At 69.8% G+C, this 22,421-nt stretch carries 17 protein-coding genes; 8 read left to right on the top strand and 9 right to left on the bottom strand.

Annotated elements, in window-relative coordinates; all coding sequences use genetic code 11:
• The first annotated feature begins 144 nt into the window (after nucleotides 1–144).
• Nucleotides 145–1,146: a hypothetical protein gene (locus LPC10_RS17085; RefSeq protein ID WP_231343639.1), complete on the top strand. Its 1,002-nt coding sequence runs from the start codon at nucleotides 145–147 to the stop codon at nucleotides 1,144–1,146.
• A 342-nt stretch (nucleotides 1,147–1,488) separates the two neighbouring features.
• On the opposite strand, the gene LPC10_RS17090 is transcribed toward LPC10_RS17085, so the two are convergent.
• On the bottom strand, nucleotides 1,489–5,832 hold the full coding sequence (locus tag LPC10_RS17090) for a flagellin hook IN motif-containing protein (RefSeq protein WP_231343640.1): 4,344 nt from the start codon (nucleotides 5,830–5,832) through the stop codon (nucleotides 1,489–1,491).
• Between the two features lie 683 nt (nucleotides 5,833–6,515).
• On the opposite strand from LPC10_RS17090, the gene LPC10_RS17095 reads away from it, so the two are divergent.
• The 4 genes from LPC10_RS17095 (at nucleotide 6,516) to LPC10_RS17110 (ending at nucleotide 9,966) form a co-directional block, all read left to right on the top strand.
• On the top strand, nucleotides 6,516–7,448 hold the full coding sequence (locus tag LPC10_RS17095) for a helix-turn-helix domain-containing protein (RefSeq protein ID WP_231343641.1): 933 nt from the start codon (nucleotides 6,516–6,518) through the stop codon (nucleotides 7,446–7,448).
• 256 nt (nucleotides 7,449–7,704) lie between these two features.
• Nucleotides 7,705–8,181: an Hsp20/alpha crystallin family protein gene (locus LPC10_RS17100; RefSeq protein WP_231343642.1), complete on the top strand. Its 477-nt coding sequence runs from the start codon at nucleotides 7,705–7,707 to the stop codon at nucleotides 8,179–8,181.
• 241 nt (nucleotides 8,182–8,422) lie between these two features.
• On the top strand, nucleotides 8,423–9,235 hold the full coding sequence (locus LPC10_RS17105; protein ID WP_231343643.1) for a universal stress protein: 813 nt from the start codon (nucleotides 8,423–8,425) through the stop codon (nucleotides 9,233–9,235).
• Between the two features lie 281 nt (nucleotides 9,236–9,516).
• The gene (locus tag LPC10_RS17110; protein ID WP_133090264.1) at nucleotides 9,517–9,966 is read left to right on the top strand and encodes a host attachment protein; all 450 of its coding nucleotides are present in this window, start codon (nucleotides 9,517–9,519) and stop codon (nucleotides 9,964–9,966) included.
• A 22-nt stretch (nucleotides 9,967–9,988) separates the two neighbouring features.
• Here LPC10_RS17110 and LPC10_RS17115 read toward each other — a convergent pair whose 3' ends face one another.
• From LPC10_RS17115 to LPC10_RS17125, 3 genes are all read right to left on the bottom strand, one after another.
• Nucleotides 9,989–10,804, bottom strand: a complete 816-nt coding sequence (locus tag LPC10_RS17115; RefSeq protein WP_231343644.1) for a universal stress protein — start codon at nucleotides 10,802–10,804, stop codon at nucleotides 9,989–9,991.
• Between the two features lie 111 nt (nucleotides 10,805–10,915).
• Nucleotides 10,916–11,560 carry a BON domain-containing protein gene (locus LPC10_RS17120; RefSeq protein ID WP_231343645.1) on the bottom strand — a complete coding sequence of 215 codons (645 nt, stop codon included), beginning with the start codon at nucleotides 11,558–11,560 and terminating at the stop codon, nucleotides 10,916–10,918.
• Nucleotides 11,561–11,592: 32 nt separating this feature from the next.
• Entirely contained in the window at nucleotides 11,593–11,829 is a 237-nt protein-coding gene (locus tag LPC10_RS17125; protein ID WP_231343646.1) for a hypothetical protein, read from the bottom strand.
• A 282-nt stretch (nucleotides 11,830–12,111) separates the two neighbouring features.
• Between LPC10_RS17125 and LPC10_RS17130 the strand changes: the two genes are divergently transcribed.
• Nucleotides 12,112–12,972 carry a universal stress protein gene (locus LPC10_RS17130; protein WP_231343647.1) on the top strand — a complete coding sequence of 287 codons (861 nt, stop codon included), beginning with the start codon at nucleotides 12,112–12,114 and terminating at the stop codon, nucleotides 12,970–12,972.
• Nucleotides 12,973–13,008: 36 nt separating this feature from the next.
• On the opposite strand, the gene LPC10_RS17135 is transcribed toward LPC10_RS17130, so the two are convergent.
• From LPC10_RS17135 to LPC10_RS17150, 4 genes are all read right to left on the bottom strand, one after another.
• Nucleotides 13,009–13,707: a helix-turn-helix domain-containing protein gene (locus LPC10_RS17135; RefSeq protein WP_231343648.1), complete on the bottom strand. Its 699-nt coding sequence runs from the start codon at nucleotides 13,705–13,707 to the stop codon at nucleotides 13,009–13,011.
• A 399-nt stretch (nucleotides 13,708–14,106) separates the two neighbouring features.
• Entirely contained in the window at nucleotides 14,107–14,496 is a 390-nt protein-coding gene (locus tag LPC10_RS17140; protein WP_231343649.1) for a response regulator transcription factor, read from the bottom strand.
• Nucleotides 14,497–14,671: 175 nt separating this feature from the next.
• Nucleotides 14,672–15,298, bottom strand: coding sequence for a response regulator FixJ (gene fixJ, locus LPC10_RS17145; RefSeq protein WP_231343650.1), 627 nt, complete (start codon nucleotides 15,296–15,298; stop codon nucleotides 14,672–14,674).
• A 3-nt stretch (nucleotides 15,299–15,301) separates the two neighbouring features.
• On the bottom strand, nucleotides 15,302–16,840 hold the full coding sequence (locus LPC10_RS17150) for a PAS domain-containing sensor histidine kinase (protein ID WP_231343651.1): 1,539 nt from the start codon (nucleotides 16,838–16,840) through the stop codon (nucleotides 15,302–15,304).
• A 366-nt stretch (nucleotides 16,841–17,206) separates the two neighbouring features.
• On the opposite strand from LPC10_RS17150, the gene LPC10_RS17155 reads away from it, so the two are divergent.
• Nucleotides 17,207–18,067 (top strand): universal stress protein, encoded by an 861-nt coding sequence (locus LPC10_RS17155; RefSeq protein WP_231343652.1) that lies wholly within the window; start codon nucleotides 17,207–17,209, stop codon nucleotides 18,065–18,067.
• Nucleotides 18,068–18,252: 185 nt separating this feature from the next.
• Complete coding sequence (locus LPC10_RS17160; protein ID WP_231343653.1) at nucleotides 18,253–19,314, top strand: HD domain-containing phosphohydrolase; 1,062 nt, start codon at nucleotides 18,253–18,255, stop codon at nucleotides 19,312–19,314.
• A 360-nt stretch (nucleotides 19,315–19,674) separates the two neighbouring features.
• Here the strand turns inward: LPC10_RS17160 and LPC10_RS17165 are convergent, their stop codons facing one another.
• On the bottom strand, nucleotides 19,675–22,398 hold the full coding sequence (locus tag LPC10_RS17165) for an ATP-binding protein (RefSeq protein ID WP_231343654.1): 2,724 nt from the start codon (nucleotides 22,396–22,398) through the stop codon (nucleotides 19,675–19,677).
• Nucleotides 22,399–22,421: the final 23 nt, after the last annotated feature.

Consider the following 22,421-nt stretch of genomic DNA (forward strand, 5'->3'; position numbering starts at 1 on the left):
CATTAAACCCGTCTCGCCCTCACGGGCCGAGATCGATGACCAAGGACAGGCCGTCGAGGACTCTGCGCCGAGACGGGCGACGCTGCACCGGCAGTCGCCGCTCGGGCGTCCAGCCCTCGCGGCGCAGCCGAGACACACAGCTCCATGCCGAAGACGAGCGGTTCCTCGCGGGACGCGGGAACGGACGACCCGGTCGCTCGCGAGGGGCGCTTCGTTCCGAGTCCGCCGGACCCGTCGCAGTTCGAGCGCTTCCTCCCCGAGATCGCGCACCGGACGAGCGGCGAGATCCTGACCCATCCCGACTACGCCCGGATGCGCCCACGCTACATCGCCGCCACGGTGGCGTGCTACGAAATCGCGACCTTCCCCGGCGGATGGCAGAGCGCGGCCTACCGGGTCGCCGTCATCAGCGCGATCATCTGCCTCCATGCGGCCTGGGACCCGGCGGACCGGGCGACCTGGCCGACGCTCGCGCGGCTCAAGGAGGCGGGCGCCTCCTTCGGGCTCTCGAGTCCGCGGCAGATCGACGATCTCATCGCCCGCCTCGTCGAGACCGGTCACGTCGTCCTGGAGCGCCCCGCCGCCGACGGCCGGTTGCGCCTGCTGGTGCCGACGGACAAACTTCTCGCGTGGGATCGGGTCTTGCTGTCCTCCTATTACGGCGTGCTGCAGGACCTCTATCCGGACCCCGGATACGGTCCCGCCGTGGCGTGCGATCCGGCCCTCCATTGGGCTCACCGCCGGGTCTCGGTCGGCACGTTCGACGTCATCGGCCGGTTCATCGCGCAGAACGGCGACATCCTCCCCTTCCTCCAGATGTATCAGGGCTTCCAGGTCCTGGTGCGGGTGATCCTGCTGCGGGAGGCGGATGCGCGGGCCGCCATCCGCGAGAGCGACTTTTCCGACATCGTCGCGCGGTTCGGGGTATCCCGGTCGCATGTCCGCAACATCCTGGCGGCGGCCGAGGCCGGCGGGCTCCTCACATCGGGGGGCCGCGGCTTGAAGGATCTCGCCCCGACGGCCCGCGGCCTGGCCGCCGTGGACCGCTTCATCGCGGATACCCTCTCCTCCCACGACATGACCTATCGCATGGCGCTGGCGAGCCTGGCGGCGGAACCGGCCCGGTCGGCGGGGACGGCATCCTGATCCGACAGCGCCACCCGCGCGCCGCCCGCACCGGTCAGAACGAAGCGGGCCGGCTCCCCCTGGAGGAAGCCGGCCCGTTCCCGTCCTACCGCGCCGGGGCCGGCGCGGATCGCCTGATACCGTTGTCGGTTGATCGCTTCTGTTTTTGCCCGACGCCGTCATCGCGAGGCGAAGCCGAAGCGATCCAGGGCGCGACATTTCCGGAAAGTGCGGAGCCCTGGATTGCCACGGCTTCGCCTCGCAATGACGAAGAGACACCGAAGCGATCAAGCGGAAGACCGTATCAGAGCATCGTCCCGAAAGGTGGTCACCGGCTTTCGGGACGATGCAGCGACAAAGGCTCTAGCGCAGAAGCTGCAGGATGCCCTGCTGCGACTGGTTGGCCAGCGACAGCGCCGAGATCGCCAGCGAGTTGCGGGTCGAGAGCGCCTGGGAGTTGGCCGCTTCCTCGTTGAGGTCGGCACTCGTCAGGTTGGCCGCGCCCGTGTCGAGCACGTTGATGATCTGCTTGGTGAAGTCCTGCCGGTTCTGCACCACCGCGAGGTTCGAGCCGAGCGCGGCCGCCCGCGACTGGAGCTGGCTGCTGGCGCTGTTGATCTGATCGACGATCTTCTTGATCGCACTGCTCTCCTGGAAGTTGGTCTGGCCCACCGCCGAGAGACCGAGGCTGGCCGCGTTGGTGGCGCTGCCCTGGACCTTCAGCGAGGAGGAACCCTTCTCGTTGAAGTTGATCGTGAGGTTGTCGCCGGACAGCAGGTTCACGCCGTTGAACCCGGCATCCGAGGCGAGTTGGTCCATCTGCTTGAGCAGGTCGTTGTAGGTCTGCACGAGGTTGTTGCGGGCATTGAGCCCGTCGCCGCCGAGATTGGCCGTGGCGTTGCCGGTGGTGAACGGGTTGCCGGCCCCGTTGGCGATGACCGACAGATTCTGGGCGCCGACGTCGTTCGAGGTGGTGATCGAGATCTTGCCGGTCAGCGAGTCGATCGTCGCCTGGGCGTTGGCGGGGGCGAGCGCCTGGTTGAGCTGGGCCAGCGTCGAGATCTGGCCCGGCGCGTTTCCGAAGGTGACGGTGGCGGTGTTCATGGCCGCCCCGCTGCCGACCTGGACGGTGAGCGACTTGCCGGCAAGCGCGCTCTGCGACTCGGGCTGCCCGCCGCCCGCCGTGAAGTTCGTCGCGGTGAAGCCGAAATTCGACACCTTCGACGTGGCGGTCGAGCCGTCGCCGAGCTGCACCGCGGTGTTCGAGTCGGTGGCGGTGAAGCTGAACTTGTTCGTCGCCGCATCGTAGCTCGCGGTCACGGCGCCGTTGGTCGCCGCGCCGACCTTCTGGACGAGCGAGCCGATGGTGTCGGTCGCCGAAAGGTTCACCGTCTGGCCGTTGACCGAGAAGCTGTCGCCGCCCTTGAAGCCGAGCGTCGAGATCAGCGTGGTCTGGCCCGGATCGAAGGTGCCGGCGATGGAGGCCTCCGTGCTCGCGAGCCCCAGCGTGTTGTGCTCGGAGCCCTTGATCGTGAAGGATTGGCCGTCGGCGCTCCCCGTGAAGGTGAGCTTGTTGCCGTCCTTGCCGGCGGTGACCCCGGTCGTCGAACTCTTGGCGTTGATGGCGGCCATCACCTGATCGAGCGTGGCCGAGGCCGCGATCTCGATGTCGGTGCCGTTCACCGTCACGGTCTGCGCCGCGCCCTGGTTGTTGTTGATCCGCTGGGCGATGGCCGAGAACCCGCTGGAGGCGGAATTGCTCGACTGCACGGTGAAGGCGGAGCCGTCGGCCTTGCCGGTGAGTTTGATCTTGCCGGCGTTGTCGGGATCGACGCTGGCGATCACGCCGAGCCTGGCAGTGCCGGACGCCGTGTTAATGTCGTCGATGGCCTGCTGCTGCGTCGCGCCGGCGCGGATGGTGATGTCGGTGCCGTTGATCGTCAGCGTCTGGGCGGCGGAGGCCTCACCGTTATTCGCCGTCACCGGGCTTGTCCCGAAGCCGAGCGAGCTGTTGGGCCCACCCGTCACCGTGAAGGCGCCACCGGTCGCGGGGCCCTTGAGCACGATCCGGCCGTCGGACGAGGCCGAGGCGGTGACACCCGTGCCGCCCGTGCCGGAACTGGCATCGTTGATGGCCTTCAGGGCCGCGGCCTGCACCTTCGCGTCGCTGTCGCCGGCGGCGCCGCCGGAGATCGCGACGGTCGCGGAGGTGTTGCCCGACGCGATGGTGAGCGTCTGGCTCTCGGCGACCTTCTGCCCGGTCGAGAGCGTCGGCGTGGCGGTGAAGCCGCCGCCGGGGGCGGTGCTGGCGACCTTCAGATCGGAGCCGTCGGCCTTGCCAGTGAACTTGAGCTTTTGGCCGTCCGCCTCGACCTTGATGCCCCCGGCTCCGGTCAACTGGTCGTTGATCGTCTTAACGGCCTTCGCGATATCAGTGTCAGCAGCCGTGAGGTTTACCGTAAAGACGTTCCCGGCCCCACCCGCCCCCGAGGTAATCGTGAAGGCAGCACCGACTCCGCCGGGAGGCGCGTAGTCTGTTGGCCCTGTCACGGTTCCGGCCGTGACGGCTTTGTTGTTCGTCGCGTTCAGGGCGGCGACCGTCAAACCAGCGTTGGTGTTGTTGCTGCTGATGCTCAGCGCAGAGCCGTCAGTCTTGCCGGTGAACTTGAGCTTTTGGCCGTCCGCCTCGACCTTGATGCCCCCGGCTCCGGTCAACTGGTCGTTGATCGTCTTAACGGCCTTCGCGATATCAGTGTCAGCAGCCGTGAGGTTCACCGTAAAGACGTTCCCGATCCCACCTGGGCCCGAGGTGATGGTGATCGACGTGCCTCCGGCACCGATTGTTCCGAAGTCGTCGGGGGCGTTGACGGTTCCGGCCGTGGCCGTTGCGACGTTGTTCGTCGATCCCACGGCCGCCGCGGTGAAGCCGGCGAGGGCGCCACCGCTGGCAATGCTCAGTGCGGAGCCGTCGGCCTTGCCGGTGAAGACGAGGTCGCTGCCGCTCACCGCCGCCTTGATGCCGCTGGTGCCGAACGCGTCGTTGAACTTCCGGGCCGCGGTGGCGATCGAATCGCCGGCCGCGAGATCGACGGAGAACGTGTTCTCGGCCCCACCCGCGCCGGAGGTGACGGCGAGGCGCGTGCCGGCCGCCGCCGGCGCGGAATAGGTCGCCGTCAGCGTCCCGGCCGCCGCGCCGGCAGGCGCCCGGAAGGCGCTGCCGGCTGTCGTCGTCGCGGGGGTGCCGTCGGGCGTGTAGACGCCGCTCACCGTGGCGGCGAGGCTGGTGCTGGTCGGCGTCGCCGAGAAGCCGCTGGAGGCGGGGTTCGAGGAGGCGACGGTGAAGGCCGAGCCGTCGCTCTTGCCGGTCAGCAGCAGACGGGTCGGGTCGGCCGGATCCTTGCTCGCGGCGACGCCGGTGGTGCCCTTCTGATTGTTGATCGCCGTGACCGCCGCGTCGATGTCGCCGCCGCCCGCGACGGTGATCTGGGTGCCGTTGATCGTCAGCGTCTGGCTCGCCGCCGCGGCGCCGTTGGCCGTGGTGAGCGGGGTCGAGGCGAAGCCGAGGGTGTTGCCGGCGCTGCCCTCGACCGTGAAGTTTGTGCCGTTCGCAGCGCCGGCGAGCACCAGCCGCTGGCCGCCACTGCCGTCCGGCTCGAAGGTGGCGGAGACGCCGGTGGGCGTGAGGCCCGTATTGGCGTCGTTGATGGCCTTGAGCGCATCCTTCCGCACGTCGGCCGGATCGGCCCCCGCTCGGCCGCCCGAGATCGTGATGGTGCTGCTGCCGATCTTCAGGGTCTGGGTCTGCGCCGCGACGTTGTTGGTCGAGCCGACGGCGGACGCCGTGGTGAAGCCGGTCTGGCCATTTGTCTGAGACGTCGTCTCGACCTTCAGGAGCGAACCGTCTGAGGCGCCAGTGAAAGCAAGCTTGCCGCCGTCGTTCTTGACCGAGATGCCCTTGCTGCCGAGGGCGGCGTTGAGCTTCACGACGGCGTCGTCGATGGTGTCGTTGACCGCAAGCGTGACGTTCGTCGCGGCGCCGGTTCCGGCGGTGACCGAGATCGTCGCTGCGCCGGTCAACGTCGTGAAATTGCCCCCCGTGACCGTGCCGGCCACGGCGCTGGCCGGCGCGCTGAACGCGGAGGCCGCGGTCGCCTTGGCCGCCGTCGGCGTCGTCGCGGCGAAGGTGGTGCCGCGCATCGTCGCCGGGGCGGCGGTCGGCTTGTAATCGACGCTGCCCGCCACCGTCGCCGGCACGGCCGCCGCGGGCGGGAGATCGCCGATGAGGGTGCCGATCGCCTTGTCGCCCCGCGCCACGGTCGGGCCGGTGGAGAGCAGGTTGGCGGCCGTCGCCCCATTGAGCGCGGTCGAGACCGTGGAAGCCTTCGAGGTGAAGGCGCTGGTGGCGGCGAGCGCCTGCTGCGCCGTCGACTTGAGCTGGCTCGTCAGGTTCTGGAGCTTGGACAGGCCGGTATTGGCCGCCTGGATCGTCTGGACGCCGTTCGAGATACCGTCGAGCAGCGACGACAGCTCGGTCGAGCGGCCGCTCAGATTGTTGGCGGTGAAGAAGTTGATCGGGTTGTCGAGGGCCGAGTTGACCTTCTTGCCCGTCGAGAGCCGGCTCTGCGTCGTCGCGAGCAGGCTCGCGGTGTCTTGGAGCGAGAGCAGGTTCTGCCGCGTCGCGGCCGAGAGCGTGATGCTGGAAGACATGGGGCGACTCGATCCTCTGGAGCCGGCGTGGCGGCGGTGAGGGGATCAAGCGCCCGGCGCAATTGATGACGATCTAAGTATTTGCCCGATGACCCATCGATTACATCGCATATAATATCAAGATTGTCGCATTTTGTCTCAAAGTTTGCTTATGAGGCAAAGCATATCAAAGAACTCTCATTTCGTCTCAGAATTCCAATCGGTCCCACCGCGCGGCATTTGCCGGCCGCACCCCGCTCCGGCACATCCATGAGCGTCGCAGCGACGTTGACCGGCGCATGCCGTTCGGGGTCGAGCCCGGCGCGCCCGACCGGAGACTGAGACCGCGAAGATCGTCGCAAAATTTGACGCCCTCGCCCGATTGTCCGATTCCGAGACAGGCGGTAGTGCCTAAAAGGCCCAATGAAGCGCCGGGAACGACTGGTATATCCATACCAGCCTGGCACCACAGCTGATATAGACAGAAATACCAGTGCGTATTATTGTCTCTATCGGAGCAGTATTTTTCGGTTTGCGCACCGTGCCGAAGTTCGGCGCGGAGCCACGGTCGGCATCTGGCCGCAGACTTGAAACGATCCGCGACGTTCCTTCTCAGAGACTTGCCAGCCATGTCGAGGATTCTTCGAGACCGCTTCGATGCACCTGCGGATCCTGCCGCGCTCCGTGCGGAGTGGATCGCGGCGATGTCACCGGTCTTTCAAGCGACCCTGCCGAGCGGGCGCCTGTTGTCCGAGCCGGTCATGATGGACAACTATCATCTCGGTGATCTGCTTGTCGGCGAAGTTCGCGCGCCGGCGCAGATCCTGGAACGGACGCCGCGCATGGTCGCGCAGCAGGGTCTCGACCACCTGTTGATCCAGTTCTATCATTCCGGCACCGCTCGGGTCGAAGTGGCCTGGGGCGAGACGGAGGTCGGCCCCAACACCTGCGTTCTGTTCGACCTCGCCCAGCCGGCGACCATCATCGCCGAGCCGGCCCACGCGACCAACGTCCTCCTGCCGCGCCCCCTCATCGCCGAGAAGGTCCCCCATCTCGAGTCGCTGCACGGCCACGCCTTCGATTACGCGACCGACCGGATCAGCCGTCTGTTCTTCACCTGCGTGCGCGAACTCGTGGACTGCGCCGACGCCCTCGACGTTCATCAGCTTCCGCATGTCAGCCAGGCCGTCGCGATGCTCGGCAGCGCCTGCCTGCGCGGGCAGGTCGCGGATCGGCCGGCGAGCGAGCTGCAGCTCAGCATCACGATCCGGCAATACATCGAGAAGGAACTCGGCTCGCCGCGTCTCGATGCCGAGACGCTCGCGGAGCAGTTCGGCCTTTCCCGCGCGACCCTCTACCGGCAATTCGCCTTGGAGGGCGGCGTGCAGCGCTTCATCCGCGAGCGGCGCCTGCTCCGGGCGATGAAAATGCTGACGCAACCCGGCCCGACGGGACGGCCCCGCGTCTCGACGGTGGCCTACGCCACCGGCTTCTCCGACGAGAAGACCTTCAGCCGCGCCTTCAAGCGCCGGTTCGGCTTCCTGCCGCGGGAGACCGAGGTCGGCGCCACCGTCTGGGGCCGCACCGCCGACGCGCAGCCGGTTCTCCAGTCCTGGCTCAAGGAGCTGGCGGCCTGACCGCACGGCGCGGCGGGGGCTGGATCGGCCTCATCGCCGCGCGGAATAGAGCATCGTCTTTTTTCCGAAAGCCGGCGGTCACCTTTCGGGACGATGCTCTCGGGGTGGCCTGGCCCGGCCCGCGAGGGCGGGCTCGCGAAACGTCCCGGCACGACGGCATGATCGTTCGCGCTTGATCCACCTCAACGCCGAGACGGCGCGAGGACAGCAGACTCTCCCGGGCGGCCGAACGCAGCCGCCTGACGGGAGATGATCCATGAATCTCAAATCGCTCCTCACGCTCGGCCACCGCTCCCACACCCCCTCGGCCGATCCGGGCGCCATCACGCTCCCCTCGCATCCGCTCGTGGAATCGATGCTCGGCGACCTCCGCCTCGGCCTCCCGCTCTTCCAGGGCGGCGCGGTGCCGCGCATGGATGTCGTCGAGAAGGACGGCAAGGTCGAGATCACCGCCGAACTGCCGGGGCTCGCGCGTGACGACGTCAGGGTCGAATTCGCCGACGACACCCTCGTCATCAGCGGCGAGAAGCGGCAGGAGAAGGAGCAGACCGAGGGCGCCCGCAAGGTCACGGAGCGCAGCTACGGCGCCTTCGTGCGCAGCCTGGAACTGCCCGCGGGCATCAAGGCCGAGGAGATCCAGGCCAGCATGGACAAGGGCGTCCTGACGGTGACGCTGCCCAAGGCTGCGCTGACGCCGCGCGAGCCGAAGCGCATCGACATCAAGGCCCCCTGACAGCGGCCGGGACACCGCATCGGCCGCGGGGAGGCGGGCCTTCGCGGATCGGACCTTTTGCGCTGGATCAAGGTCCGGCCGGCGGCGATGCTCTATCCCCTTGTCTCTGCATCGTCTTTTCCCTGACAGCGGGCGACCGCCCTCCGGGACGATGCCGCGCCTCGGATCGGACGGCACGAGGCCGAGACACCGGCCTTGCGGCGGCCGCCAACCCGCAACCGCGTGCGGCAGGAGTTCTCCCATGTCCTATGCCAGCATCATGGTCGCCGTCGATCTCGCGGCCGAGGCGCGCGAGCGCGTGCACCTCGCCGGGCACCTCGCCGACGACTTCCGCGCCCGGCTGATCGGCGTCGCGGCGGAGGAGGCGTCCTACGCCATCGCGCCGGCCGGCCCGATCCCGGCGAGCGCCTACGCGCTGGCCGCCAACAACGAGGTCATCCTGAACGACCTCAAGCGGGCGCACGCCGTCTTCGAAGCGGCGGCGGGCGGGCGCAGCCGCATCGAATGGCGTTCAAACCTCGATTTTCCGCTGCCGTTCCTGATCGGGCAGGCGGCAGCCGCCGACCTCGTGGTCGTCGGCCGCAAGGGCCCGCCCGGTCCCCTGCTGTTCTCGGTCGATCCCGGCGATCTCGTCATGCATCTCGGACGGCCCATCCTGGTGGTGCCGCCCGGCGTCGATCACCTCGACGCCCGGCGGGTCGCGATCGGTTGGAAGAACACCCGCGAGGCTCGCCGCGCGGTCAGGGACGCGCTGCCCTTCCTGTCACGGGCCTCGCGGGTCGTCGTGCTGGCGATCGATGAAGGGCAGGGCACGGACGACCCGGCGGACGTCGTCGGGTTCCTCCAGGCCCACGACATCGACGCCACGGCGACGCGTTGGGAGGCCGGCGGTGCCGAGACCTCCCAGGCGCTGATCGAGGCGGCGTCCGAGCAGGCCGCCGACCTGATCGTCCTCGGCGCCTACGGCCACGGCCGCCTGCGCGAGTGGGTCTTCGGCGGCGTCACCCGCGACCTGCTGGCCGGCGCGCCGATCTGCTGCCTGATGAGCCACTGAGACGGTCGCCGCTTGCTCAGAGCGGAGCGCGTATCGGCAAGCCCGCGCGGCGCTTGAGGCGCGCACCCATCGCGCGGGCGTGACGGGATCCCGCCGAAGCCAAATCCGCCATCCCGAAGGGATCAACCGGATTTGGGATGAGACCGATCGACGATGCTGACGCATCGTCGATGACCCCGGCGGCGGGCGGCCGCCGGACACACGGAAGGGACGCCTGGATCCGGTCGCAGATCGGATTCCATCCGCTTGGCCTGAAGTCACATTAAGCTCGGAGTCCGCCGATGACCGAGGCGTTCAACCTCAAGATCCCGCACGGCGGATACGTCCTGGTCGGCGACGGCCGCCGGGCCCTGGTGCTGCGCAACGAGGGCCACGCGCTGCATCTCAGTTTGAAGGTGCAGCACCTGTTCGAGGCCCCGCCCAACCCGCCGACGCGGGAACAGGGAACGGACCGGCCGCCCCGCGTCCGGCAGGGGGAGCACCGCAGCGCCATCGCCCAGACCGACTGGCACGAGATCGCCGAGCAGCGCTTCGCCGGGGAGGTTGCGGCGGCGCTGGACCGCGTCGCCGCCGCGATCTCCGCCCTCGTCGTCGTTGCGCCGCCGCGGACGCTGGCCGCGTTGCGGCAGGCACTGTCCGACCGTCTGAAGCGCGCCGTCATCGCCGAGATCGACAAGGATCTGACCAAGCTGACGATCGAGGAGATCGGCCAGCGCCTCACCGGAGCATGACGACGCCGGTCAGGGCAGCCCCTCAATGGCTCATCAGGCAGCAGATCGGCGTCGTCTGGAGGATGTCGCGGGTGGCCCCGCCGAAGATCCACTCGCGCAGGCGGCTGTGGCCGTAGGCGCCCATCACGAGGAGGTCCGCGCCCTCGCGCCCGGCAAAGCGCAGCAGCGCGTCGCCCGCGCCGATCACCGGATCCGGCAGCAGGTGCGTCGTGGCCGTGAGGCCGTGCCCCACAAGGTAGGCCGCCACGCCCTCGGCGCCCTCGTGATGCGCGTCGGGGCCGACAGCCGCGACGCAGATCCGTTCCGCCCGGCTCAGCAGCGGCAGGGCGTCGCGCACGGCCCGCCGCGCCTCGCGGGTATCCTTCCAGGCCACGACGGCGCATCCGAGCCCGAGCCGTTCGAGACCGGGCGGCACCACCAGCACGGGACGGCCGACCGCCATCAGCATGGCGCCGGTCGGGACCGCCATCGGCCCCGGATCGCCGTCCGCCGGTCCCTGCCGGCCGACGACCACGAGGTCGGCTTCGCGGGCCTGCTCGGCATGGTAGGCGAGGGGCTCGGCCAGCGCCGAGCGCCACTCGGTTCGGGGCAGGGCGCCCGCCTCGCGCTCGAACAGCGCCTTGGCCCCTTCGAGCTGCTCGCGCGCTCGCTGCTCCTCGTCCTCGTAGATCCGCTCGACCGCCAGCATGTCGCCCACCGGCAGGAAGCCGGGGACGCGGCAGGCACCGACCCCGATGAGCCGCGCCGGAAGGCGCTCGGCGAGTCCCGCCGCGAGTTGGACCCGGTCCGCCGCCGCGGCGCCGAGATCGACCGAGACCATGATGGTGCGGATCGTCATGACCACTCTCCCGATTGCCCCCGCCGGCGGGCCACGGTCCGGCCGGCCTCCTGCTTCGCCGCCGGGGATCGAACCTCAAGGCATCGCGAGGGCCGGCCTCGGCGCGTCCTCTCAGGCGAGCGTCAGACGGTCCTCGACCGCGGACACGCCGGGGACCGACCACGCCGCCCGCTCGGCCAGTTCACGCTCGCGCCAGACATCGACGCAGCCGTCGAGGATCACCTTGCCGCCCTCGACTCGGACCCGAATCGTGTCGGGCGCCTTCGCGCTCCGCTTCAGCGCCGCGCGGATCCGGGCCTCGACCTCGGTGGCCTCGGCCGGCGGCGTCACGGCGATGAGGTTGACGATGTCGGTGACGCCGGCGAGGCGGCGCAGGGCTTTGTCCACGGCCGCCTTCTGATAGTAGTGCGGCACGCTGCCCTGGAGCGTGACGCACCCGCGCTCGACCTTGAGCGAGACGGATCGCTCCGGGATCTGCACGTCCCATTCCAGCACCCGCGCGCAGCGGTCGGCCAGCGCCTCGTCGCCGATCCGCGGATTGTCCGGATAGCGGACCTCGATCTGCTCGACCACGGCACGGACGCCGCGAACCCGGAGGGCGACCCGCTCGACGATCCCCTTCTCGGCGTAGTTCCGCACATGCCCGCTAAGGGTCACGATGCCGTTCTCGACCGCGACCCCGATCTGTGCCGCATCGATCATCGGCGCGAGTTCCAGCTCGTCGAGGACGTGCTGGCGCACGGTGACGTCGTCCATCTCCCGCCTCCTCGCTACACGATCTCGACGAGTCAGAGCACCAGCCAGATCAGCGCCGGTGTCACCGCCGAGGCCAGAGCGGCCAGGGCGAGCGCCTGCAGGCTGGGGATGGTGTGGTAGCGTGCGATGTTCGTGACGACGCGCGCCGCGGACGGACCGGCAAGCCCGGCGCCGGGCCTGGAAGCCGCCTCGTCGCGGGGCTCCGATCCGGCCGGAACCCGCACGATGCGCACCGTCTCGATGTCGATGGATTGAAGCACCACACTCATCGTTCGCTCCCGTCCTTGGATGACAGGAGCATCCTGGCGCGCCCGGCACGCGGTGCCTTGATCCACCTCAAGGCTGCAAGCGCCGACCCGCGGCAGCATCGCCGGCCCGAAGGATCGAGCGAGGGATCGAGGCTCCGCAGGACCGGGCCGGACGCAGCGAAAGACGGCCTCCTCCGCCGGTCTTCCCCCACCTTCGCCGCAGAAGGCCGGACTTGCGCTGGATCAAGGCGACCCGCCGTCGGTGCGGCACTCTCCCGGCCGTTCTCGCCTCGGAGGAAGACAATGCCGAACCCACCGCCCGCCCCCCTCGCGGGCCTGCGCGACATCCTCGTCGGGCTGACCGAAGAGGGCCGCGGCGACGAGACGGCGAGTGCGCTCGGGCTCGCCCTATCGCTCGCCGGGATGAGCGGCGCCCACCTCACCGTCCAATCGGCCGCCCGCCGCCTGACCCTCGTCGGCGGCTCGGGATGGGGCTTCGTCAACGATCTGGTCGCACAGGAGAACCGGCGCCTCAGCGCCCGTGCGCGGGCGATCGCCGAGCGCGCCGCGACAGAGGCCACGCTGGAGGGTGTGACCTGCTCGATCGAGGTGCCCGCGCTGGTCTATCCGGAGCTCGTCGGACGGCTCACCGCCCGCGCCCGTCTCAGCGATCTGACCATTCTGGACGCCGAGGCGCGGGAGGTCGATCTCGACCGCGACCTGATCGACGGGGTCCTGTTCGGGAGCGGGCGGCCGCTCCTCGTGGTGCCCGCCGGCTGCGACGTGTTCTCGGCCCGCCGGATCGTCGTAGCCTGGGACGGCAGCGCCCAGGCCGCGCGGGCTGCCAATGACGCGCTGCCGTTCCTGCGCGCGGCCGAGGCGGTCGAGATCGTGTCGGTGGTCGGCGAGAAGGATCTCTCGACCACGGTCGCGGGCGCCGAGTTCGCGCCGCACCTCGCCCGCCACGGCGTGACCGTGTCGGTGACCAATGTGCCGGTCGAGGGCGATGCCGCGGAGACCCTGAGACGGCAGGTCGGCCTGTTCAGGGCAGAGATGCTGGTGATGGGCGCCTACCGGCATTCGCGCCTGAAGGAGTGGTTCCTCGGCGGCGTGACGCACGCCCTCCTGACACGCCCGCCGGTGCCGCTGTTCCTTGCTCATTGACCGCCGCGGCGGCGTCCGAAAACGCCGCCGGGCCGCTCAGGCCTCGACCACGTGGCGCAGGCGAGCCCGGTGGAGGGTGATCTGCCGGCCGCCCGCGCGCCGCAGCGCGCCCTCCTCTTCGAGTTGCGAGAAGGTCCGGGACACGGTCTCGATGGTGAGGCCGAGATAATCGGCGATGTCGCGCCGGGTCATCGGCAGGGCGAAAGTCCCGGTGCGGCCGAAGCGTCCGTCGACCTCGATCAGGAAGGCGGCGAGGCGTTCCTGGGCGGAACGGCGACCGAGCAGGAGCGTCAGATCCTGGGCATCGCGCAGGTTGGCCGTGGCCATGCTCCAGAGCTGACAGGCGACCTCGGCGCTGCGGGTGGCGGCCCGCTCGATCGGGCGGCGCTGGAAGATCAGCACCCTTGTGTCCGAGAGGGCCTCCGCCGTGTGCCAGTGGACATCGCCCTGCTCGAAGCCGAACAGGCTGCCGGCCAAGTGGAAACCGGTGATCTGGCGCCGGCCGTCGCTCAGCACCTTGTGGGAGCGCACCGCCCCCTCGACGACACGGTAGACGAACTCGGCCTCCTCGCCCTCGCCGTAGATCTCTTCCTCGCGGGCATAGGAGAAGGGCGTGCCGATGAGGTCGGGACAATCGGCGAAGAGGCCGGTTCGATGGTCGCTCGCGTGGATGCTCCGCGGCGTGCGCGAGCGCGCGGCGGCAGGGGTCGATCTCGGCGTCGCTTTGATGCCCATCGGTTCGCTCCTCGTCCGTCTCGATGGAGCAAGAGTGGCCCCGCGCTCGTGCCGACGATATTCAGGGCACTCTCTTAAGTGGCTTCCCTTACGCACAACTACGTAGAGGTGCAGAAGGAGCTCGGCTCGGACGTTGCTCCGTAAGCCTGCGCCGCCGCAATCCCGGGCGCGCCCTATCCGGTGCGGTGATACGAGACATCCCGCTTCCGCCGGAGAATCCGAGCGCGACCGCACCTCGCTCGGGATGGGTTGCGCAAGATCAACGCCCTGCGCCGCGCCGCCTGTCAGCTTCCGCGATCAGCCGGATCAGGGAAGGCGCACGCCGTGTCCCCCCACGTTGCGCCCTGGGCCGATCCGCGCAAGCCGCTGCGCCCGCGAAGTCCCGCAGCGGGCTGTGCCTCAGTCGACCATGGCTGCTCCCGAGCGCTTCCCGGCGGCGATCAGCCCCGGAAGATCCTCGAGGGCAAGCGGCTTCTCGACCAGGGCAATCCCGACCGCGCGGGCCCTCGTGCGAATGGACGGGTTGGGATGCCCGGTGATCAGGATGACGGGCACGCGGGCATCGAGGTCCCGCAGGCGGCCGAACACCTCGATGCCGTCCATGCCCGGCATGACCTGATCGAGCAGCACGAAAGCCGGGCTCGGTCCGGGAAAGGCGGTCAGCAACGCCTCCCCGCTGGGGAAGGCCGCAGCCCGGTGCCCCGCGCACTCCAGGAGAAAGCAGGTCGAGTGCAGGACGGCCGGGTCGTCGTCCACGACGTAGATGAGGCTTGGGAGAGACAGCGGCATCGGTCGGCCCGAGGGGCTGCGAGAATCACGCGGGTCGAGCCCCCATCATGGGCGCCGCCCCACCGTCCACCTTGATCGACCTCAAGTCGGCCTGACTGTCTCTCGGGAAAAACTCCCGTCGCGCCGTTGTTGCCGGGAGAAGAACGACGGTGGCCGGGAGCTTTGCGAGGGACTCTTACGCGCAACCGGCCAGCACTGCCCAGCGCACCAGTTCCTGCAGGTTCCCCGCCCGCGTCTTGGCCATGACCTTGGCCCGGTAAATCTCGACGGTTCGCGGAGAGATGTCGAGCATGCGTCCGATCTCCTTGCTGGTGCCGCCGGCCACCAGATGATCGAGAACCTGACGCTCTCGTTCGCTCAGCGTCGACCGCCGCCGGACGAATTCCTGAAGGGTCGGGTCGGCCGTCCCGCTATGGCCGCCGCGCTCCAGGGCGGCGTGCAGCGCCTCGCCGTCGAACGGCTTCTCGATGAAGTCGCAGGCGCCGAGCTTCATCGCCTGCACCGCGAGCGGCACATCGCCGTGCCCCGTCATCATCACGACGGGATGCGTGTGGCCGGCCGACCGCAGGCGGCGGAACAGCTCCAGCCCGTCGAGGCCGGGCATGCGGATATCGGTCAGGATGCAGCCGCTGACCGCCGGCGCGAGCCGCTTCAGCAGCACCGCGCCTGCCTCGTAGAGCCGCACGTCGAAGCCGGCCGTGTCGAGGAGGAAGGCGACCGAGTCCCGCATGGCAGGGTCGTCGTCCACCACGTGCACAAGGGCTGGAGCGGGAACGGGGGCGGGAGCGAGAGCAGGCGCCATCGATCACGGTTCTCCCTCGGGCGCGATGGGCAGCGTCAGGCGGAAGGTCGCGCCACCGGCGGCATTGCCCTCGGCCCAGAGGCGGCCGCCATGCGCCTCGACGATGGTGCGGCAGATCGAGAGCCCGACGCCCATCCCGGCGGCCTTGGTGGTGACGAAGGGCTGGAACAAACGGTCCGCCACCTCCTCCGCAATGCCGGTGCCGGTATCCGACACCGCGATCTCGGCCCATTCCGGCGAGACCCGCCGCGTCTCGACCGCCAGCTCGCGCCGGCTGCTGCTCTGCATCGCCTCGCGGGCGTTGCGCAGCAGGTTGACCAAAACCTGCTGCACCTGCACCCGGTCGGCCAGCACCGATCCGACCCGCGGATCGAGCACGACGCGCGCCGTGATCCCCTGCTCGCCGGCACCCGGCAGGGTCAGGGCGCCGGCCTCCTCGATCATCATCGCCACCGGCTCGACCCGCTTCTCGGTCTCGCCGCGGGCGACGAACTCGCGCAGGCGGGAGATGATCTGCCTGGCCCGCAGCGCCTGCTGGGACGCCTTGTCGAGAACCTCCTGCGCCCTGGCGATCGTCTCGGGGTCGGGCTGAGCCAGCAGGCGACGGCAGCCGTTGGTATAGTTGCTGATGGCGCCGAGCGGCTGGTTCAGTTCGTGGGCGAGCGTCGTCGCCATCTCGCCCATGGCGCTCAGGCGGGAGACGTGTCCCAGTTCGGACTGGAGTTCCTGGAGCCGCGCCTCGGTCCGCCGCTGCTCGGTGAGATCGCTGATGAAGCCGGTGAAGAAGACCTGCTCTCCCGAACTCATCTCGCCGATGGCCATCTCCATCGGAAACGTCGATCCGTCGCGCCTCCGGCCCGTCACCTGCCGCGTGGTGCCGACGACGCGGCGCTGACGCGTCTGCCGATAGCGCGCGAGATCGGCATCGTGCTGGTCCCGCATCGATTCCGGCATCAGGAGGCCGACATCCTGCCCGATCGCCTCGTCGGCCGCGTAGCCGAACAGTCGCTCGGCCGCCGGATTGAAGGAGTGGATCACGCCCGCCTCGTCGATGACCACCATCGCCTCCGGCACGGTGTCGAGTATTGAGCGCAGATGCGCCTCGCGGGCGCGCAGTTCCGCCTCCACCTGCTTCTGCTCATCGATGCTGAAGACGACGCCCCGATGCCGACGGGGCCGCCCCTCGGCATCGAGATGCACCTGCCCCCGCGAGCGCAGCCAGCCGCCCCGCCCGTTCGGCGGCCTGACGCGGTAATCGACCTCGTAGCTGCCGCCGGCCCGCAGCACGCTCTCGATGGCCTCGGCGCGGGCGCGGCGATCGTCCGGATGCACCAGGTCCTGGGTGGCAGCGAAGCTCGTCAGTCGGTCGGATGGGACACCGAAGAGGCAGGCACAGCCCTGCGAGGCGCTGACGCGGCCGGTCGGGATATCCAGAGACCAGAGGCAGACGCCGACCTCATGAAGGGTCTGACGGAAATCCTCGACGGTCAGCCCCTCGTCGCCAACCTGAGCCGTACCGGACGCTGCAAGAGGGAGCGTCATCGATTCCATCCCGGAAGTCGCTGCACGGAACATAAAGCTCATTGCCACACGAAGCCAAAGCCAATCGTGTCATTTGATAAAGTACTGTCAGCACTTCCGTTCATCACCCATGAAAACAGAAGGCTCATCGATAAAATTTACGCAATTCTTGCTTGCATGGAAAGGCGCCATATGCGGAGAATCGGCCATCCATGTCAGATAAAGATTGTCTCAGCACAACTTTTGCTATGTGAATAGGCACTGGCGATGACGGCACGCGCCAGCGGAGCGAGCCGGTCCCGGATCGCGGTTCGCCCTTGCGCTGGATCAAGGCCGACCGGTTCCGGCCCATTCAACGATGGAGCGCTTCAGATCGGAGTCCCAGCCATGTCCCAGAAGGCCTCGTCCGCGCTCGCGGGCATCCGCGACGTCCTCATCGGCATCGCGGTCGAGAACGAGGGCGAGACGGCCTCGTCGGCCATCGGTTACGGCCTGACGCTGGCGAAGGCCGCGGGCGCCCACCTGACCCTTCAATCGGCCTCCTGGCGCCTCTCCGGTGACGACCGCTGGATCAGCGGCTTCGACGACGGCAGCGTCGCGGAAATCGACCGCCGCCTCGGCGCCCTGGCCCGCGCCATCGCGGAGCGCGCCGCGGGCGATGCGCGGCTGGCGGGCGTCGTCTGCACCACGGAGACGCCGAGCCTGCCCTATCCGGCCGTCATCCGCCGGTTGGCGGAACAGGCGCGCCTGCACGATCTGGCGATCCTGGATGCCGGGATCTGGACCTGCGACCTCGACCGCGAGGCGCTCGAAGCCACCCTGTTCGAGAGCGGCCGCCCGGTCATCGCGGTCCCGCCGGGACACGCCGTCTTCGCCGGCCGCCGGATCATCGTCGCCTGGGACGGCAGCGCCCCGGCGGCGCGGGCCGCCAACGACGCGATGCCGCTCCTGCGCGCCGCCGAGGCGGTGGAGATCGTCACCGTCGGCAACGCGGCGGAGATCCGCGACGCCGTGCCCGGTGCCGAGTTCGCGCCTCATCTCGCCCGGCACGGGGTGAACGTCATCGTCAACGACCTGCCCGTCTCCGGCTCGATCGGGGACACCCTGCGGTCGCAGGCCGGCCTGTTCCGGGCCGACATGATCGTGATGGGCGCCTACCGCCATTCGCGCACGCGCCAGTTCTTCTTCGGCGGCGTGACGCGCTCGCTGCTGCGGAGCTGTCCGGTCCCGCTGTTCCTGTCGCGCTGAGGGCCCGAACCGGAACCATCTTTTGCTAACTTTGATGCGTGATTTGGCAGCCTTCCCCTGCAGAAGCGGAGCCGCCTTCACGTTTCGGCAAGGGAGAGCGGCGTTAGTGGCTCTGTCCACCGTAGGGTTGCCGTCAAAGCACTCGGCTGGGCACGGGGGACCGAACAGGCCTGGGACACCGCTCGATGCTCGCTCTCGTCCTCGACGACGCCGAGATGAACAACCTGGTGATGGTGGCCTCCCTGCGGCCGCTCGCCGGATGCGTGCCGCACGCCTTCACCGTGCCGGCGGAGGCGCTCGCCTTTGCCGAGAGCCGTGCCTGCGAGATCGGCGTCGTCATCACCGATTACGAGATGCCGGGCATGAACGGCATCGAGTTCATCCGGGCGGTGCGGCGCGTCCCCGGCCTCGCCATCGTGCCCACGGTCATGGTCACGAGTCACGACCAGCGCAGCCTGCGCCGCGAGGCGCTGGAGGCGGGCGCCACCGACTTCCTCACCAAGCCCGCCGACGCGGTCGAGATCCGTGCCCGCGTCACGAACCTGCTCGCCCTCTCCGAGGCCCACCGGGCGCAACGCGATCACGCCGCGCAGCTCGCCCGCGAGATCGCGGCGGCAGTGGCGATGGTCGAGGAGCGCGAGCGCGAGATCGTTTCGACCCTCATGCGCGCCGCCGAGCACCGGGATTCCGACACCGGTGACCATATCGCGCGGGTCTCCGCCTATGTCGGGCTGATCGCCGAGGCGATGGGCCTGTCCGCCGCCGACACCCGGCAGATCTGCCTGGCCGCGACCATGCACGATGTCGGCAAGATCGCCGTGCCGGACGCCATCCTGCTCAAGCCGGGCGCCCTCACGCCCGAGGAGCGCCGGGAGATGGAGCAGCACGCCGACCGGGGCCGGCGCATCCTGAGCGGCAGCGAATCGCCGGTCATGCGGCTCGCCGCCGAGATCGCGGGAAGCCACCACGAACGCTGGGACGGGACCGGCTACCCCTACGGCCTGAAGGGCGAGGCCATCCCGCTCGCCGGCCGCATCGTCGCGGTGGCCGACGTCTTCGACGCGCTGACGACCGCGCGTCCCTACAAGCAGGCGTGGTCGCCGGAGCGCGCCCGCGCCCATCTTCAGGAGAATGCCGGCTCCCACTTCGACCCGCGCATCGTCGAGGTGTTCCTGAGTCGCTGGAGCGCCGTCCAGACGTTTCTCGATCTCGGCCGCGAGTCCGCCGCGGCGACGCAGGCTGCCTGAAGAGAAACGCGCTCTCAGGGCGGGTGCGTCGCCGAGCGCTCTGCGCGCCGGTCTCATTCGCCTGGGTCCGCGCAGCCGGTGGCAGGCCAAAGGGCGTCGGCTCGATTGCGTCCGGACCTTCACCCGTCTTTGCGAGGCGAAGCCATGGCGATCCAGGGCGCGACCATGCCGGAAATGTCGCGCCCTGGATCGCTTCGGCTCCGCCTCGCGATGACGGCGGCTGGTGAGAGCGAAGCGATCAACTGAGAATCGTGTGAGATCGCGTTTCGGCTTCGGCGCGTGCGGCCTTATCGGCGAGCCGGGACAGAGGCCGGCGCCGGGAAGGTAACCGGACCGCAGCCCGTCCCAGCCGTGCGACCCTCAGCCGATCCCGAGCCTGCGAGGGGTCTCCTCGCCACTCTCCTCAGCCGGCACGCCGAAGCGGAGACGGAGCGCGCTTACGGTGCGGGCAAGCAGGTCGTCCAGGTCGGACGCCGCGTCGGCGAGGCCGTCCAAGCGGCCGTCGCGCGCCTCCCGCTCGATCGCGCCCGCGCGGTCCTTCACCTGCACCGCACCGATATTGGCGCTCATCGACTTGAGACCGTGGGCGGCGCGGGCCGCGGCCGGCGCGTCGGCGCGGGCCAGCGCGTCTTCGAGGTCCAGGAGCGTTTGGGGTGCCTGGGCGAGGTAGAGCCGGAGGATGCGCTCGAGGAAGTCCCGGTCGCCCAGTTCCTCCAGATTGGCAATCGTCGGCTCGTCGAGCAGCGCATCGTCTGACGCCGCCAGCGTGGGCGCCTCCGGCACGACCGTTCCCGGATCGCCCCCGGCCGCCGAAAGGTGATGCGCCAGCAGCGCGCCGAGCTGCGCCAGGGTGAACGGCTTGGCGAGCATGCCGTCCATCCCGGCCGCCTGCCAGGATTCGGAGCCGTCGCCGACGACGTGGGCGGTCAGCGCCACGATCGGCACGCGCCCTGTCCCGTCCCGCGCCTCGCGAGCGCGGATGGCGGCGGCGGCGCTGAAGCCGTCCAGCACGGGCATGCTGCCATCCATCAGGACGAGATCGAAGCGGCCCGCGGCGGCGGCCTCCACCGCAGCCCCACCATCCTCGACACAGACGATGTCGTGGATGCCGAAGCGGCCGAGCGCCTCGGCCGCGACCTCGCGGTTGACGGCGCTGTCGTCGGCGATCAGCACCCGCGCTCCGGCGAAGGAGGGCAGGGCGGCCGCCGCGCCCGCATCCGCCCCCGGAGCCTCGACGGCCAGCGGCGCGCCCTGGGACAGGGCGGCCAGCAGCGGGCGCCATTCGGCCTGGGCGAGGGGACGGCGCAGCACGGCATCGGCGAGGCCGGCTCGCACGAGCCCGGAACCGGACGTGTCGCCGATCGGCACCAGCGCGACGACGCGGCCCGCGCCCTCGGGGCGACAGCCGTTTGCCAGCAGCTCGGACGCCTCGACGATCCAGTGAGCGTCTCCGGATCGTGCGGGATGGAAGCCGGCGGCCCGAAGATCGGCCGCGAGCGCGGCCTGCGTCGCGGCGGCGACCGCACCGAAGCGGATGGCGGCGGGCACGGCGGGCGCGCGGCGGACCGGTGCCTCGGCCCCTTCCGCGCCCTCCACCGGGATGCGCGCCCAGAATGTCGAGCCCTCGCCGACACGGCTCTCGACGCCGACGCGGCCGCCCATGGCGCCGATCAGGCGCTCGGCGATCGACAGCCCCAGCCCGGTGCCGCCGAAGCGGCGGGCGATCGACTGGTCGGCCTGGGTGAAGGCGGTGAAGATCCCGGCCAGCCGGTCCTGCGGGATGCCGATGCCGGTGTCGGATACGGCGATGCGCAGGACCGGACCGGAGGCCTCCCGCTCCATCTCCATCCGCACCAGGACATGGCCGGCCGCGGTGAACTTGAGAGCGTTCGAGACGAAATTGCCGAGCACCTGCCCGAGCCGCACCGGATCGCCGAGGAGGGTGCGCGGCACGTCGCCGTCGATCTGCGCCGCGAGGTCGAGCCCCGCCGACGCCGCGCGTTCGGCAAACAGGGTCACGACGGTGTCGGCGACATCGCGCGGGCTCAGCGGGATGCGTTCCACCTCCAGGCGGCCGGCCTCCACCTTCGCGAAATCGAGGATGTCGTTGATGATGGCGAGGAGGGACTGGCCGGAGCGGGCGATGACATTGGCGTAGCGCTTCTGGCGCGGCGGCAGATCGGCCGAGGCGAGAAGTTCGGCCATCACCAGCATGCCGTTCATCGGCGTGCGGATCTCGTGGCTCATCGTGGCGAGGAAGACGGATTTGGCCGCGTTGGCCTCGTCGGCGGATTGCTTGGCCTCGATCAAGTCGTGGGTGCGCAGCCGGATCTCCTCCTCCAGGCCCGCATTGTGGCGCGCGATCGCCCGGTCGCGCTCGTTCACGGCCCGCAGGAGGTCGTTGAAGCTCTCGGCCAGCGCGCCGACCTCGCCGCTGCCGGTCTCGGCGCGCCGGGAATAGTCGTGGCCGAGACGCACCCCGTCCATCGTCCGGGCGAGCGCCGCCAGCGGACGGGTGACGCTGCGCTGCAGCCCCAGCGAGACGGCGAGCCCGAGCGCCAGGGCGAGCAGCCCGGCGAGCGCGGCCGTGAGGCCGACCTCGGTGATGCGCTCAGCCAGGTCGCGGTTGTCCGAGACCAGGACGACGCGCCCGATCGGGCGGGCGTTCTCCAGGATCGGTACCGAGACGCGCAGCGTCCGCGTCGACATGAGATCGAGAGGCGAGACGGAGTCCCGATCGAGGTCGATGTCGTCCGAGAGCCGCAGGCCGATGCCCTGTTCGGCGAGGATGCCGCCCTCGATCCGCTCGACCGCGGCGTAGACCAGGGCCTGCCCGTGGGCGATCGCCCGCAGGGTGCTCTGCGCCGCCCCCTCGTCACCCTGGGCCGTCGCCTGCGCGGCGCTCGCGGCCAGGATCTGCGCGGTCATCCGCAGGGCTTCGCGCTTGGCCGCGGCGTAGCGATCGACCTCGCGCCAGGTCGACAGGCCGGTGAGGAGAAGGAGGGCGATCGCCACCGCGCTGGCCACGGCGAGCGCGAGCCGACCGGACAGCGAGCGGATCGGGTTCGTGAACGGGCTACGCACGGAGGGGGTCTCGCGGGAAGGGG

Origin of the sequence: Methylorubrum sp. B1-46, assembly GCF_021117295.1 — a bacterium.
Lineage (GTDB): Bacteria > Pseudomonadota > Alphaproteobacteria > Rhizobiales > Beijerinckiaceae > Methylobacterium.

What these genes read in the sequence shown, in the direction of transcription:
- LPC10_RS17130 (WP_231343647.1), top strand. Translation starts at nt 12,112, where the DNA reads ATGCCGAACCCACCGCCCGCCCCCCTCGCGGGCCTGCGCGACATCCTC.
- fixJ (WP_231343650.1), bottom strand. Translation starts at nt 15,298, where the DNA reads ATGGCGCCTGCTCTCGCTCCCGCCCCCGTTCCCGCTCCAGCCCTTGTG.
- LPC10_RS17125 (WP_231343646.1), bottom strand. Translation starts at nt 11,829, where the DNA reads ATGAGTGTGGTGCTTCAATCCATCGACATCGAGACGGTGCGCATCGTG.
- LPC10_RS17115 (WP_231343644.1), bottom strand. Translation starts at nt 10,804, where the DNA reads ATGACGATCCGCACCATCATGGTCTCGGTCGATCTCGGCGCCGCGGCG.
- LPC10_RS17110 (WP_133090264.1), top strand. Translation starts at nt 9,517, where the DNA reads ATGACCGAGGCGTTCAACCTCAAGATCCCGCACGGCGGATACGTCCTG.
- LPC10_RS17100 (WP_231343642.1), top strand. Translation starts at nt 7,705, where the DNA reads ATGAATCTCAAATCGCTCCTCACGCTCGGCCACCGCTCCCACACCCCC.
- LPC10_RS17150 (WP_231343651.1), bottom strand. Translation starts at nt 16,840, where the DNA reads ATGACGCTCCCTCTTGCAGCGTCCGGTACGGCTCAGGTTGGCGACGAG.
- LPC10_RS17160 (WP_231343653.1), top strand. Translation starts at nt 18,253, where the DNA reads ATGCTCGCTCTCGTCCTCGACGACGCCGAGATGAACAACCTGGTGATG.
- LPC10_RS17140 (WP_231343649.1), bottom strand. Translation starts at nt 14,496, where the DNA reads ATGCCGCTGTCTCTCCCAAGCCTCATCTACGTCGTGGACGACGACCCG.
- LPC10_RS17090 (WP_231343640.1), bottom strand. Translation starts at nt 5,832, where the DNA reads ATGTCTTCCAGCATCACGCTCTCGGCCGCGACGCGGCAGAACCTGCTC.
- LPC10_RS17135 (WP_231343648.1), bottom strand. Translation starts at nt 13,707, where the DNA reads ATGGGCATCAAAGCGACGCCGAGATCGACCCCTGCCGCCGCGCGCTCG.
- LPC10_RS17120 (WP_231343645.1), bottom strand. Translation starts at nt 11,560, where the DNA reads ATGGACGACGTCACCGTGCGCCAGCACGTCCTCGACGAGCTGGAACTC.
- LPC10_RS17095 (WP_231343641.1), top strand. Translation starts at nt 6,516, where the DNA reads ATGTCACCGGTCTTTCAAGCGACCCTGCCGAGCGGGCGCCTGTTGTCC.
- LPC10_RS17105 (WP_231343643.1), top strand. Translation starts at nt 8,423, where the DNA reads ATGTCCTATGCCAGCATCATGGTCGCCGTCGATCTCGCGGCCGAGGCG.
- LPC10_RS17085 (WP_231343639.1), top strand. Translation starts at nt 145, where the DNA reads ATGCCGAAGACGAGCGGTTCCTCGCGGGACGCGGGAACGGACGACCCG.
- LPC10_RS17155 (WP_231343652.1), top strand. Translation starts at nt 17,207, where the DNA reads ATGTCCCAGAAGGCCTCGTCCGCGCTCGCGGGCATCCGCGACGTCCTC.